The 13,843-nt window shown below is 36.9% G+C and carries 11 protein-coding genes; 9 read left to right on the top strand and 2 right to left on the bottom strand.

Annotation, left to right across the window (positions count from 1 at the left end):
• Window positions 1–98 precede the first annotated feature (98 nt).
• The 4 genes from metG (at window position 99) to NDQ75_RS03360 (ending at window position 5,964) form a co-directional block, all read left to right on the top strand.
• On the top strand, window positions 99–2,195 hold the full coding sequence (gene metG / locus NDQ75_RS03375; protein WP_202027967.1) for a methionine--tRNA ligase: 2,097 nt from the start codon (window positions 99–101) through the stop codon (window positions 2,193–2,195).
• A gap of 63 nt (window positions 2,196–2,258) precedes the next feature.
• Window positions 2,259–3,161 carry a histone deacetylase family protein gene (locus tag NDQ75_RS03370; RefSeq protein WP_202027966.1) on the top strand — a complete coding sequence of 301 codons (903 nt, stop codon included), beginning with the start codon at window positions 2,259–2,261 and terminating at the stop codon, window positions 3,159–3,161.
• 55 nt (window positions 3,162–3,216) lie between these two features.
• Window positions 3,217–5,343 (top strand): Tex family protein, encoded by a 2,127-nt coding sequence (locus tag NDQ75_RS03365; RefSeq protein WP_202027965.1) that lies wholly within the window; start codon window positions 3,217–3,219, stop codon window positions 5,341–5,343.
• Between the two features lie 102 nt (window positions 5,344–5,445).
• Window positions 5,446–5,964 (top strand): ferritin, encoded by a 519-nt coding sequence (locus NDQ75_RS03360; RefSeq protein ID WP_202027964.1) that lies wholly within the window; start codon window positions 5,446–5,448, stop codon window positions 5,962–5,964.
• A gap of 304 nt (window positions 5,965–6,268) precedes the next feature.
• Here NDQ75_RS03360 and NDQ75_RS03355 read toward each other — a convergent pair whose 3' ends face one another.
• On the bottom strand, window positions 6,269–6,607 hold the full coding sequence (locus tag NDQ75_RS03355) for a single-stranded DNA-binding protein (RefSeq protein WP_202027963.1): 339 nt from the start codon (window positions 6,605–6,607) through the stop codon (window positions 6,269–6,271).
• A 251-nt stretch (window positions 6,608–6,858) separates the two neighbouring features.
• Between NDQ75_RS03355 and NDQ75_RS03350 the strand changes: the two genes are divergently transcribed.
• Both NDQ75_RS03350 and NDQ75_RS03345 read left to right on the top strand, forming a co-directional pair.
• On the top strand, window positions 6,859–8,379 hold the full coding sequence (locus NDQ75_RS03350) for a carbon-nitrogen hydrolase family protein (protein ID WP_202027962.1): 1,521 nt from the start codon (window positions 6,859–6,861) through the stop codon (window positions 8,377–8,379).
• 34 nt (window positions 8,380–8,413) lie between these two features.
• Complete coding sequence (locus NDQ75_RS03345) at window positions 8,414–8,764, top strand: hypothetical protein (RefSeq protein WP_202027961.1); 351 nt, start codon at window positions 8,414–8,416, stop codon at window positions 8,762–8,764.
• Window positions 8,765–8,915: 151 nt separating this feature from the next.
• Here NDQ75_RS03345 and NDQ75_RS03340 read toward each other — a convergent pair whose 3' ends face one another.
• Window positions 8,916–9,377 (bottom strand): CBS domain-containing protein, encoded by a 462-nt coding sequence (locus NDQ75_RS03340; RefSeq protein ID WP_202027960.1) that lies wholly within the window; start codon window positions 9,375–9,377, stop codon window positions 8,916–8,918.
• A gap of 179 nt (window positions 9,378–9,556) precedes the next feature.
• Here NDQ75_RS03340 and NDQ75_RS03335 point away from each other — a divergent pair, with 179 nt between their 5' ends.
• The 3 genes from NDQ75_RS03335 (at window position 9,557) to NDQ75_RS03325 (ending at window position 13,767) form a co-directional block, all read left to right on the top strand.
• Complete coding sequence (locus NDQ75_RS03335; protein ID WP_202027959.1) at window positions 9,557–11,827, top strand: M20/M25/M40 family metallo-hydrolase; 2,271 nt, start codon at window positions 9,557–9,559, stop codon at window positions 11,825–11,827.
• On the top strand, window positions 11,827–12,639 hold the full coding sequence (locus NDQ75_RS03330; RefSeq protein ID WP_202027958.1) for an SDR family oxidoreductase: 813 nt from the start codon (window positions 11,827–11,829) through the stop codon (window positions 12,637–12,639). Before NDQ75_RS03335 ends, NDQ75_RS03330 begins: the two co-directional genes overlap by 1 nt.
• A gap of 399 nt (window positions 12,640–13,038) precedes the next feature.
• Window positions 13,039–13,767 (top strand): hypothetical protein, encoded by a 729-nt coding sequence (locus tag NDQ75_RS03325; RefSeq protein ID WP_251762012.1) that lies wholly within the window; start codon window positions 13,039–13,041, stop codon window positions 13,765–13,767.
• The last annotated feature ends 76 nt before the right edge of the window (window positions 13,768–13,843 follow it).

Raw genomic sequence — 13,843 nt, 5'->3', positions numbered from 1 at the left:
TAAAAATGGGGTGGAATTTTAACCTTACGGAATTGACGCTCTTTATGTGTTAAACTCTGTTGAAAATCCTTATTTTTGTGACTTCATAAATTTTGAGAATGTCACAGAAATATAACGATACAGCCCAAAACAGAGATAGATTCACCATTACTGCTGCCTTGCCATACACCAATGGTCCAATTCATATTGGTCACTTGGCGGGGGTTTATGTGCCAGCAGATATTTATGCACGCTATTTACGTTTAAAGGGGAAAGAAGTGGCTTTTATCTGCGGAAGCGATGAACACGGTGTTGCCATTTCTATGAAAGCTAAAAAAGAGGGCACAACTCCGCAAGAAATCATCGATAAATATCACGGAATTATCAAGAAGTCTTTTGCTGAATTTGGTATTTCTTTTGATAATTATTCACGCACTTCAGCGGAGATTCATCATCAAACAGCTTCGGAGTTTTTTAAGAAAATGTATGAAGATGGAAAGTTTATTGAAGAGGTTACAGAGCAGTTATATGATGAAGAAGCCCAACAGTTTCTGGCAGATAGATTTGTGGTGGGAACTTGTCCAAAATGTGGCCACGATGGGGCGTATGGCGACCAATGTGAAAACTGCGGAAGCTCGCTCAATGCTACGGATCTTATCAATCCAAAATCAACCATCACTGGATCCATTCCTGTTTTAAAGGAAACAAAACACTGGTTTTTGCCTTTAGACCAATACGATTCTTTTTTGAGGGAATGGGTTATAAAAGGCCATAAAAAAGATTGGAAGCCCAATGTTTACGGACAAGTAAAAAGTTGGGTCGATGAGGGGCTAAAACCGCGTGCCGTAACTCGCGACCTCGATTGGGGGATTCCGGTGCCGGTAGAAGGCGCGGATGGTAAAGTGCTCTATGTTTGGTTCGATGCGCCAATTGGTTATATTTCTTCTACTAAAGAGTGGGCTGCACGCGAAGGAAAAGATTGGAAACCATTTTGGGAAGATTCCAGACTTATCCATTTCATAGGGAAAGACAATATTGTTTTTCACTGTATTATTTTCCCAGCGATGCTTCAAGCGCATGGCGACTACATTTTGCCAGAAAACGTTCCCGCAAATGAATTTTTGAATTTAGAAGGAAATAAGCTTTCTACTTCCAAAAATTGGGCTGTTTGGTTGCATGAGTACCTTGAAGATTTTCCTGAAAAACAAGATGTACTTCGCTATACATTAACGGCAAACGCCCCAGAAACAAAAGATAACGACTTTACTTGGAAAGATTTCCAATCTAGGAACAATAACGAATTGGTAGCTATTTTTGGTAACTTTATCAACCGGGTAGTTGTTTTGAGTCAGAAGTATTACAATGGGGTAATTCCTCAAGCAGGAACTTTTTCCGAAGTAGATAAACAAACGCTTCAGGAACTAAAAAAGTATCCTGAAATTATTTCTAGTTCTATTGAAAAATACCGTTTTAGAGAAGCTTCTCAAGAGCTTATGAACTTAGCAAGACTTGGAAACAAGTATCTAGCCGATGAAGAGCCTTGGAAAGTAATTAAACAAGACGAAGAGCGCGTTAAAACCATTATGAACGTAGCGCTTCAAATAGCGGCAGGTTTAGCCGTAGTAAGTGAACCTTTCCTTCCATTTACTTCAGAAAAATTAAAGCAAATGCTCGCTTTCAGTAAGTTGGAAAGCGATTTACAATGGAACGATGTTGCAGAAAAGGAAATTCTACTTCCATCCGGACATACACTTGAGAAAGCATCCTTGCTGTTTACCAAAGTGGAAGATGAAGAAATACAAAAACAACTAGAAAAATTGGAAGCGACCAAAAAAGAAAATAACGCAGCACAGAAAGGGGAAACTGCTGAGGTGGTGCCTCAAAAAGACACCATCACTTTCGATGATTTTACAAAACTTGACATTCGGGTGGGGACTATTCTGGAAGCTGAAAAAATGCCTAAAGCCGACAAACTTTTGGTTTTAAAAGTAGATACTGGTATTGATAAGAGAACGATAGTTTCTGGTATTGCAGAACATTTTAAACCTGAAGAAATTATAGGTAAAAAAGTAACTGTTCTAGTAAACTTGGCACCTAGAAAACTACGTGGCGTTACCAGCGAAGGGATGATTTTAATGACAGAAAACAGTGATGATAAAATTGTTTTTATTAATCCTGATGAATCTGAAGTGCCAAACGGCAAAACGATAAATTAAGTAAGAAGCTCTAAACCCCAAAGGTTTTGAAACCTTTGGGGTCTTAAGAATCTTGAAATCAAAATGCTCAAAATAGCATATCATCCCATTTATCAACATCCTCTTCCGGAAGGACATCGATTTCCTATGGTTAAATACGATTTACTTCCGAAGCAACTTTTGCACGAAGGAATTGTAACCGAAGAAAACTTTTTCAAACCTTCTATACCGAATGATGAAGACATCCTTCGCGTACACACGCCAGCATATCTTAACGATTTAAAAAACCAAACGCTGGATGCCCGATCGGCTAGAAAAATCGGTTTTCCTCTTTCCGAGGCATTGGTCAATCGAGAAGTCATTATTGCGGATGGCAGCATGAAATGTTGTGAGTTTGCTTTGGAAAATGGAGTTTCCATGAATATTGCCGGCGGTACGCATCATGCGTATTCGGGTCATGGAGAAGCTTTCTGCTTGCTAAACGACCAAGCAATTGCTGCGAGATATCTTCAACACCAGAAACTGGCAGACAAAATTTTGGTGGTGGATCTCGATGTGCATCAAGGCAATGGAACTGCCGCCATTTTCGAAAACGATGAATCGGTTTTTACGTTTTCCATGCATGGAAAGAATAATTATCCTTTCAAAAAGGAAAAAAGCGACTTGGACATTGCTCTTGATGACGATTGTGGTGACGAAACTTACTTGTCCATTCTAGAAAAGGAATTGCCAAAACTAATTGCCAATCAAAAACCAGATTTTATCTTCTATCTCTGCGGAGTCGATGTAATTAAAGGCGATAAATTAGGACGACTCGGTCTGTCCATGGAAGGGTGTAAAAAACGGGACGAAATAGTATTGGAATTATGCAAGGAGCAAGGCATTCCCGTGCAATGTAGCATGGGTGGAGGCTATTCCCCAGACATCAAAACAATTGTGGCAGCTCACACCAATACTTTTAAGGTGGCGCAAAAACTTTATTTTTAATTAATTTCATCTAAACCCCAAAGCTTTTGAAACCTTTGGGGGCTAACTGATTATCATGAAAGCACTCATCAATTATATCTCCGGAAGAACTCAAATTACCAAAAAGAGTATTGAAAACACGGTTGAACTTATCAACCAAGACTGCACCATTCCATTTATCTCACGTTACCGAAAGGAAGCCACGGGAAATTTAGATGAAGTTGAGGTTGGTGATATCGTAAATCTTAAAAAGGAATTTGAAGCACTTCAAAAAAGAAAAGAAAGAATATTAAAATCGTTGGAGGAGCAGGAAGTTTTAACGGCCGAATTAAAAAGTAAGATTGATGCCAGCGACAACCTTGTGGAATTAGAAGACCTTTATCTTCCGTATAAAAAAACGCGAAAAACGAAAGCAGATACTGCTCGGGAAAACGGACTCGAGCCGTTGGCGAAAATCATCATGGCACAAAATGCCAACGATTTGGATTTTATTGCTGAGAAATATACCAGTAAAAATGTTGCATCAGCTGAAGAAGCGTTGGAAGGTGCGCGACATATTATTGCTGAATGGATAAACGAACGTATAGATATAAGAAATGCTTTGCGAAATCAATACAGTCGTCATGCGGAAATTACTACGAAGGTTGTAAAAGCTAAGCAGGAAGATGAGGACGCGCAGAAATTCCGCGATTATTTTGATTGGAACGAACCGCTTAAACGTTGTCCATCGCATAGGCTTTTGGCAATTTTAAGAGCCGAAAAAGAAGGCTTCATCAAGGTGAAAATTTCGGTTAATGAAGACCGAGCATTGGATTTTATGGAAAATAAAATTTTAAAATCCGATAACGAATGTGCTTCTCAAATAGAAATAGCCATAAAAGACGCTTTTAAAAGATTATTGGCACCTGCCATTGCAAATGAAACTTTGTCCAATGCCAAGGAAAAGGCAGACGATACGGCCATTACTGTATTCGCCAAAAATCTTCAGCAATTGCTTTTGAGTCCGCCCTTGGGCGAGAAAACCATTTTGGCTATAGACCCTGGTTTTAGAACGGGTTGTAAGATTGTCTGTTTGGACAAACAAGGAGGTTTGGTTCATAACGAAACGATTTATCCACATGCACCTAAAAATGAATCTACTCAGGCGATTAAAAAGATAAGTACACTCGTAAACGCCTACAAAATAGAAGCCATTGCTATTGGCAATGGTACCGCTTCGAGAGAGACTGAAACGTTGGTAAAAAGAATTCGGTTCGACCGGGATGTGAAGGTATTTGTGGTAAGTGAAGCTGGAGCATCGATTTATTCCGCATCCAAAATTGCGCGGGATGAATTTCCAAATTATGATGTAACGGTTAGGGGAGCTGTCTCCATTGGTCGTAGACTTTCCGATCCGCTGGCGGAATTGGTTAAAATAGAAGCTAAATCAATTGGTGTTGGTCAATATCAGCATGACGTCGATCAATCGAAACTGAAAGCTGCATTGGATAGGGTGGTGGAAAGTTGTGTAAATAAAGTTGGAGTAAACATAAACACGGCTAGTAAATCGTTGTTGAGTTATGTCTCCGGCATTGGTGAGAAGCTCGCTGAAAACATTGTAAACTACCGCGAAGAAAATGGTAGTTTTCCTTCTCGGGAAGCTATTAAAAATGTGCCGAGATTGGGTAATAAAGCTTTTGAACAAAGTGCTGCTTTCTTGAGGATTAAGAATGCTGAAAATCCGCTTGATGATTCAGCCGTTCACCCTGAGAGTTATTCCGTAGTGAAAAAAATGGCAACGGATTTAAAAGTGGATATTCAAGATTTAATTGGCAATGCAACCCTAATTAAGAGTATTTCTCTGGAAAAATATACCACGGAAAAAATAGGTTTGCCTACACTTAAAGATATTGTAAAAGAATTAGAAAAACCTGGTATCGATCCGCGTGAAAAAGCTAAAATGTTTGAATTCGATCCAAATGTGAAAACCATAAACGATTTGAAAGAAGGACAAATACTTCCTGGAATTGTAAACAATATTACCAATTTTGGGTGTTTTGTGGATATTGGGATTAAGGAAAGCGGACTCGTACATATTTCCCAACTTACCGATGGTTTCGTTACCGATGTAAATGAAGTGGTTACGCTTCAGCAACACGTAAAGGTTAAAGTGATGGAAGTGGACTTGGGCAGAAAACGTATTCAGTTGTCGATGAACTTCTAGGAAGTAAGTGTATAAATAGACTATTTATAAATTAGTCCTCCAAACGCCGAAAAAACGCTAGCCTAGCAGATAATTCTGTAATTTTATAAAAAATGACGTATTATGTTAAGTAAAAAAATTGAAGAAGCCCTAAATAAACAGGTTCGTGTTGAGGCCGAATCTTCTCAAATATATCTAGCCATGGCCTGTTGGGCAGAAGTAAAAGGCCTAGAAGGTGTTGCACAATTCATGTACGACCAATCGGATGAAGAGCGAGAGCACATGCTTAAATTGGTAAAGTTTATCAATGAAAGAGGCGGACACGCAAGGATTTCAGCTTTAAAAGAGCCAAATGTTACTTTTAAAAGCTTTAAGGAAATGTTTGAAAAGCTTTTTGAGCATGAAGTTTTTGTTTCTGAAAGCATTAACGATTTGGTGCACATTACATTGGAACAAAAAGATTATTCTACACACAACTTTTTGCAATGGTACGTAGCTGAGCAAATTGAAGAAGAAGCAATGGCGAGAACCATTCTAGATAAAATTAATCTAATTGGTGATGATAAAGGCGGTTTATATTTGTTTGATCGTGATATCCAGCAACTTACCGTTGCCAGCTCGGCTTCCACTCCAACCGATTAAATTTTAACATATTAAGATGTTAAAATTTTATTTAGATTAAGTTTAAATAAATATATTTGTCCACGGTAATCAATTTATTTTTCCGTTGGGTAAAAAGAAAAAAGATAAAGAAAAAAAGAAAAACAAAAAGATTAAAGAGCTAAAAGTAAAAGGCTTAAAATCGAAATGTTGCAATAAATATAAGAAAAGCGAATCGAAACGTTGTGGCCGTTGTCCTTGTTTCGATTTAGTAAAAGAAAAGGCTGCTTAATGGCAGTTTTATAAAAAAAGCGGATTTGAGAAAATCCGCTTTTTTTATTGGTTTCTAGTTGGACTTGCCAAGCATTAATAACTCATTACAGTTTACTTCGGTTATATATCGTTTTTCTCCCTTTTTGTCCTGATAACTTCGGGAAGTTAGCTTTCCTTCAATCGCCACTTCATTGCCTTTTACCAAGTATTTTTCAATAATTTCAGCTGTTTTACCCCAAGCCACAACGTTGTGCCACTGCGTATCTTTAATAATATCTCCGCTCTGGTTACGGTAGCTTTCATTAGTGGCTATGGAAAATCTGGCTAATTTTTTTCCGCTTTCCAAATTGATAATTTCCGGATCATTTCCTAAATTACCGATAAGCTTTACACTGTTTCTTAAACTGTTCATAATACTAAAATTTAAAAGGTTATACTTATTTTTTAATCGTACATTCGATTAGTTGAAATCAACAGTACAAAGATTGTTCAGCGCCGGTTGTTTACTCGGTTTTTACTTGGTTACTTTCGTTTAAATTCGGTTGTAATCATTTGTAAACGTTTGTAATTGATTATCGTAAAAGTGCTTGCTTTTAGCAAACATGATTGTGAGATAAAGAAGATGCTTAGAAATAAGAATTGTTATAAAAGGAAATTTACCCTATGGAAACCATCAGCAAAATAGAGTTGAGAAATCTTCGAATTGAAGATTATTTAGAGTTAAGGTCGTCTATGATTGAGGCGTACAGTGATTTGGACGATGATCCTTGGCGGGAGCATGAAATTGAAAAACTGCTCGCTATTTTTCCGCAGGGACAATTGGTGGTTTTGGTAGACGAAAAAGTTGTGGGTTGTGCACTGTCATTAGTTTTGGATGAAGATGATATTGATGAGAACCACACTTATGAAGAAATTACAGGTAATTATACCTTTTCTACACACAATTCGCAAGGCAACATTTTGTACGGGATAGATGTGTTTATCCATCCAAAATATCGTGGCTTACGTTTGGGTAGACGCCTTTACGACAAGCGAAAAGAACTTACGGAACAGCTGAATCTAAAAGCCATTGTTTTTGCCGGGAGAATTCCGAACTATAAGAAATATGCCGATGAAATTAGCCCGAAGCAGTACATTGAAAAAGTTCGAATGAAAGAGCTTTTCGATCCTGTGCTAGCCTTTCAATTAAGCAACGATTTTCACGTAAAGAAAATCATGAAAAATTATTTGGAAGGAGATACGCATTCGTTGGATTATGCCGTTTTGATGGAATGGAACAATATCTATTACGATAAGAGTCCGAAACTAATCAATGTAGACAAATCTGTTGTTCGCTTAGGACTTATTCAATGGCAAATGCGACCGCTTAAAAATTTGGACGCTTTGTTTGAGCAAGCTGAATTCTTCATTGATGCCGTTTCCGGTTACGAGAGTGATTTTGCCCTTTTCCCTGAGCTTTTTATAGCTCCCCTAATGGCAGATTACAACCACTTAAATGAAGCGGATGCCATCCGAGAGCTGGCTAAATACACGGAAGCTATCCATCAAAAGTTTAAGGAATTTGCTATCTCTTACAACATCAATATTATTACGGGAAGTATGCCGAATATTATTGATGGGAATTTATATAACTGCGGATTTCTATGCAAGCGGGATGGTTCTTCAGAAATGTACACCAAAATACACATAACTCCGAATGAAATTTCGCATTGGGGAATGAAAGGTGGCGATGTTATAAAAACTTTTGACACCGATTGTGGGAAGATTGGTATTATTATTTGCTACGATGTGGAATTTCCAGAATTAAGCCGACTCATGGCAGACGAAGGAATGCAAATATTATTTGTGCCATTTTTAACCGATACTCAGAATGGTTACACACGTGTGAAAAGCTGCTCTCAAGCCCGCGCTATTGAAAATGAGTGCTATGTTGCGATTGCAGGCTGCGTTGGGAATTTGCCGCGAGTAAACAATATGGATATTCAATATGCACAAGCAGCGGTATTGACGCCATCGGATTTTGCCTTCCCAAACAACGGTATTAAAGCAGAGGCTACGCCAAATACCGAAATGACACTTTTGGTAGATGTCAATTTAGAGTTGCTTAAAGAATTACATGAGCATGGTAGTGTTCGTATTTTAAAAGACCGAAGAACCGACCTCTACGAAGTGAGAAAAAAATAGTATATTTAGAGAAATTAATTTCTTTAAATTATTAATGAATAAGAGCTGTTTGGAATGCGGTGAAAAAATTGTAGGCAGGGCCGATAAGAAGTTCTGTAGTGATTACTGCCGGAATGCATACAATAATAAGTTGAACAAAGACAGTAAAAATCTGATTAGAAACATTAACAATCGCTTACGTAAGAACTATCGTATTTTAGAGAAGTTAAATCCTAACGACAAAACGAAAACCACCAAAACGCGCTTAATGGATTTGGGATTCGATTTTGAATATATCACCAATACTTATACCACAAAAAAGGGAACCACGTATTACTTTTTATACGACTTAGGCTACCTCCCTTTGGACAATGATTTTTATATGTTGGTGAGAAGAGAAAGGTAATTTTAATCTAATTGTATATTTCACGCAATAGTCAAAGATTAAGCCTTTAGCTTATTCAGTTTAAGAAAAAAAAATATCCCGACCGAAAGTGTCGGGATTAGCTCGGCTATGCAATTTCAATGCGCCTAAAGCTTTTGAAATTACAGCCTCGCTAATAATTCTGGCTTGCCAATTTTAAAGCAGCTACCACCACGTCTTTTCTACTAATTTGCCCTACCAGTTTACCGTCTTCCATGACCGGTAAACGTCTACGATGTCCTTTGTAAAATCTCGAAGCGGCATCAAAAATACTCATGTCGTGCGGTATGGTTTCCACCTCGCGTGTCATAAAATTCTCTACATTTTTTTCTAAAATAGGCATATTAAAATACCTACTTTCAGAGATTTGCTTCATACAATCTGCCTCAGAAATCATCCCAACCAAATGTCCGTCGCCATCACAAACTGGACCTCCGGAAATACGGTGCTTAATTAAAAGCTCCATTACTTCTAAAATTGATTGTTTCGGACTAAAAAGTACTAAGTTCTTTGTCATATAATCTTCAACCAAAATGGGAGCATGGTACTCCTTCTTTTGCTCTTCCCTCGCTCCTTGAAAACTTTTAATTCCCATACGTTCAAATTTTTAAAGTTGGTGTGAATTATAAATATAGCCAATTATTATGAAATAAAATAAGTTATTCGTAATGTTATAGTTATATTTTAAATATTCTTCAAACGCCTAGGGATTGATGAAAAAAGAGAATCTTTATTTTTTATATGTACATTTATGTAACTAATGAAACCAGCACTGTGAAAAAGTATACATCCATTCTCTCTTTTCTTGTTCTTTTACTTTTGGTTGCCTTTAGGTTCTATGACCTAGTTCCCCAAACGGAATATGCTCCTGAGAATTTTTCAACTGAAAAAACGCTTCAGCATATTAAAAATATTGCCGAAAAACCTCATTTTGTAGGTTCGGAAGCACATGAAGAAGTTAAACAATACATACTAACCCAACTAGAAGAAATTGGCCTTAATCCCGAAATACAAAAAGGGTTTACAAGTGGCGATTGGGGGAATGTTAGCTACGCGCAAAATATTATTGCAAAAATTGAAGGTTCTGGAAGTGGAAAAGCCTTGGTTTTGATGGCGCACTTCGATAGTAATCCGCATTCTTCCTTGGGAGCAAGTGACGATGGCGTAGGAGTAGCGGTAATTCTTGAAGCCGTTCGCAATCTTGTGAAAACGCAGGAAAATCCGAAAAATGATATTATAATTTTATTTACCGACGGGGAAGAGCTTGGTTTAAACGGAGCACAATTGTTTGTTGACAAACATCCGCTGGCAAAAGAAATAGGACTGATACTGAATTTGGAGGCGAGAGGAAGTGGTGGTCCCAGTTATATGCTGATTGAAACCAACGGTGGAAACAAAAACTTGATAACCTCTTTTGCGGAAGCACATCCACAATTTCCAGTTGCCAATTCGCTGGCATACAGTATTTATAAAATGCTGCCCAACGATACCGATTTAACGGTGTTTAGGGAACATGCGAACATCGATGGGTTCAATTTTGCTTTTATAGACGACCATTTTGATTATCATACGGTTAACGACAGCTATGAAAATGTAGATAGCAATACACTCCAACATCAAATTTCTTATGTGTTGCCCTTACTTGACTTTTATAAGGACTACGATTTAACCACGTTAAAATCAGATACCGATTATATCTATTTCGACATCCCTGTATTTAATTTTGTGTATTATCCTTTTGCTTGGATTTTTCCAATGTTAATTATTGCCTTTGTTTTGTTTATTGTCTTGCTAGTAGTTGGTATAAAAAATAAAACGCTTCTCTTTTCCGGCATTGCCAGAGGTTTTCTAGCATTTATAGTGTGCCTTTTGCTCGCTGGAGCACTTGGGTTTTTCAGCTGGCAAGCTTTGTTGAAGATATATCCGCATTATCAAGATATTTTACATGGTTTTACGTATAACGGACATTTTTATATAGCTTCTTTTTCTGCTTTAAGCTTTGCCATTTGTTTTTATGTGTATTCGAGATTCACTTCTGAAAAAGCAGCGAGCCTATTAATAGCACCGCTATTCTTTTGGCTTTTAATTTGTACTGCTATTGCCACATATTTAGAGGGAGCTAGTTTTTTTATAATTCCAGTTTTTGGAGCTTTAGCTTCCCTTTTTCTACTAATCAACCAAAAAGGCAAAAAAAGAACTCCGCTGTTATTTTTACTTTTCTTATGTGTTCCTGCACTTTGGATTTTAGCTCCGCTTATACAAATGTTTCCCGTTGGTTTGGGCTTAAAGATTTTGATTGCTTCATGTTTGTTGAGCGTTTTACTGTTCGGACTTTTGTTACCAGTTTTCAGCTTTTATAATAACAAAAAAAATTATGCACATTTGGGATTACTTATCGCCGTGTTGTTCTTTATTTCCGCACATTTTCAATCTTCAGTGTCCGAAAAAAGACCTCATCCTACCAGTTTGTTGTACGTTTTAGATGTAGATAATCAACAAGCGCAATGGGCCACTTACAATAAGGTGTTGGACTTTTGGACTGCTCAGTTTATTGATTTAAAAGAAAATACTTCCGAAGAAAAAATTAAATTCAGTAGTAAGTATGGTACCAAATTCACACATGTGGCTTCTGCTCCTGTTAAAAATATTCCTGCTCCTGAAATTACGATAGAAAGAGATAGCGTTTGGAATGGAAAAAGGCATGTAACTGTTTGCGTTACTCCACAAAGAAATGTAAACCGTCTTGAAATATTTACCGATAATACAACCATCGAAGAATGCTCCTTAAATGGTGTTTCTTTTTCTGAAAACTTCTTAAAAAGGCGAGATGACCGACTTTTAACATATTACATTAGTAATAATCATTATTCTGAATTAACTTTAGTATTCGATGAAAATGAAAAGCCAGTGCTTACATTTTACGAAGCCTCCAATGACTTACTGAACAACCCTCAATTTAGTGTACCCTCGAGACCAAAGAATGCCATCCCGATGCCATTTGTGCTAAACGATGCCGTAATGATTAAAAAAACTTTGAAATTATAATGCCAAAAAAAATTGCAGTTCTTGGGTGTGGTTGGTTAGGGCTACCTTTAGCTAAATCTTTTGTAAAAAAAGGATATCAAGTGAATGGTGCCACCACCTCTGTGGATAAAATACTATCTATCGCCCAACACAATATTAATCCGTTTTTAATTGCTGTACATCAAAACCATATAGAAGGTAACATCAGTTATTTTTTACAAGATGTAGACGTATTGGTTATTAACATACCTCCGCGAATTAGAAGCAATTCGAATACCAACTATCTCGGAAAAATAGAGACTTTGTCAAAAAAAATTGCTGAAAGCGATATCAAGAAGGTCATTTTTGCTAGTAGTTCCTCTGTGTATTCCAATATTCCTGAAATTGTTGATGAAAATACCGAGCCAAACCCTGAAACTGAAAGTGGTAAGCAGGTCTTAGCTTCCGAAGAGGTTTTAAAAGCCAATAATAGCTTTGAAACCACCATTATAAGATTTGGTGGATTGTATGGCAATAATAGACATCCAGTAAATTCTCTTTCGGGTAAAAAGAATCTCTCCAATCCAAATTCACCAGTTAATCTGATTCATTTAGAGGATTGTGTATCCATAATCAATACCATTATTGAAAAGGAAGCATGGGGAAAAACGTTTAACGCCGCAGCTCCAAGTCACCCTAGTAAGCAATCCTATTACACCAATCTAGCTGAAAAGCTTGGTATTGAGCCTCCTGAATACGATGAAAATAATTCAGAAAAAGGAAAAACCATTACATCTAAAAACTTGGATGCGTATCTTTCTTATACGTTTATTCATCCCGAGCTGGATTATTAAAGTTTACTGAAATAAAGAGCTGTATTTAGAATTATTTTCCTAAAAGTTTATCGTTTGATTTAGTGCGTTAAATTCCTTAACAGAAGTGAGATTTCATAGTTAAATCTAGGTTAAACACCTTGAAATCTTATATTTAAAAACCCGTTAATTTGTACTTTTACAATGTAAAACAAAAACAACAAGTTTTCTTTTAAAGAAGACTTTCAAGATAAAGTTAGGTTAGGTTTTTAAGTTAGTTTAGATTAGTTTATTAAAGGGGATTGTTCAACGGACAATTCCCTTTTTTTGTGCTTTTTATTGCTTTATCTTATATTACGCTTTTATTGAAATATTTTAATAGATTTGGTGAATTATGAAATCTATTTATCAAAAACAGACGCTATTCATTTAAAAATTATAATGATGAAAAAAACTACATTCGTTTTCCTGTTATTGTGTGCTTCAACTGTATTCAGTCAAAGTAAAAAGGAACTTACGGAACACTACCAAGCCTTTTATGAGCAAATGAAAATACAAGGCGACGTTCGGGGAGTAATCAATGCTTTAACCCATTTAAACGTCTTGGAGCCTAACCAAAAACGAACAGACACGCTCGCTTATTTCTACAGTAATTCTGGACAACATGTTCAGGCGGTTAATTTATTGGGAACGGAAAAAGACACGAAAGCCTCCAATTTGGCGGTAGAAGTAAAGGCTAGAGCCTTGAAAGCGTTGAATCAACCTCAACTGGCGGTACAGCAGTTTGATATCATGTTCAGCAGGCAACCCGATATTTACGTGGCGTATGATTTGGTTGATTTGAATTTGCAAATAGGGAAGATTGTAGAAGCGCAAACGTATATAAATTACGGACTGGAAAATGCACAAGAAAAAGATATGTTGCCTTTCTATGAGGCTAATCCTCCTTACCAAGTTCCGTTAAAAGCAGCCTTTAAATACCAAGAAGGTTTATTGAAGTATAACGAAAACAAAGCCAACGTAGATCAAGCTATCAACCTTATCGACGAAGCTATTGTGATGGCGCCAAACTTTAAATTGGCGAAACAAATACGTGAGCTTCTTCTTAACCAAAAAGAACTTAACCTTCAGGAGAAAACAAAGGCTTCCACTTCTCAAGATAAACAGTAATTCAGAGATTGAAAGATTAAAGGATTTAAAAATTAAAAGATTTAAGTTTTCATCCTATTGTTTATAAAGCATAAAA

Origin of the sequence: Galbibacter mesophilus, from assembly GCF_023721415.1 — a bacterium.
Taxonomy (GTDB): domain Bacteria; phylum Bacteroidota; class Bacteroidia; order Flavobacteriales; family Flavobacteriaceae; genus Galbibacter; species Galbibacter mesophilus.
This window is presented reverse-complemented; position numbering and strand designations above follow the sequence as displayed.

Coding starts and splice junctions, on each gene's coding strand:
- metG (WP_202027967.1), top strand. CDS start 99: ATGTCACAGAAATATAACGATACAGCCCAAAACAGAGATAGATTCACC.
- NDQ75_RS03370 (WP_202027966.1), top strand. CDS start 2,259: ATGCTCAAAATAGCATATCATCCCATTTATCAACATCCTCTTCCGGAA.
- NDQ75_RS03365 (WP_202027965.1), top strand. CDS start 3,217: ATGAAAGCACTCATCAATTATATCTCCGGAAGAACTCAAATTACCAAA.
- NDQ75_RS03360 (WP_202027964.1), top strand. CDS start 5,446: ATGTTAAGTAAAAAAATTGAAGAAGCCCTAAATAAACAGGTTCGTGTT.
- NDQ75_RS03355 (WP_202027963.1), bottom strand. CDS start 6,607: ATGAACAGTTTAAGAAACAGTGTAAAGCTTATCGGTAATTTAGGAAAT.
- NDQ75_RS03350 (WP_202027962.1), top strand. CDS start 6,859: ATGGAAACCATCAGCAAAATAGAGTTGAGAAATCTTCGAATTGAAGAT.
- NDQ75_RS03345 (WP_202027961.1), top strand. CDS start 8,414: ATGAATAAGAGCTGTTTGGAATGCGGTGAAAAAATTGTAGGCAGGGCC.
- NDQ75_RS03340 (WP_202027960.1), bottom strand. CDS start 9,377: ATGGGAATTAAAAGTTTTCAAGGAGCGAGGGAAGAGCAAAAGAAGGAG.
- NDQ75_RS03330 (WP_202027958.1), top strand. CDS start 11,827: ATGCCAAAAAAAATTGCAGTTCTTGGGTGTGGTTGGTTAGGGCTACCT.
- NDQ75_RS03325 (WP_251762012.1), top strand. CDS start 13,039: ATGATGAAAAAAACTACATTCGTTTTCCTGTTATTGTGTGCTTCAACT.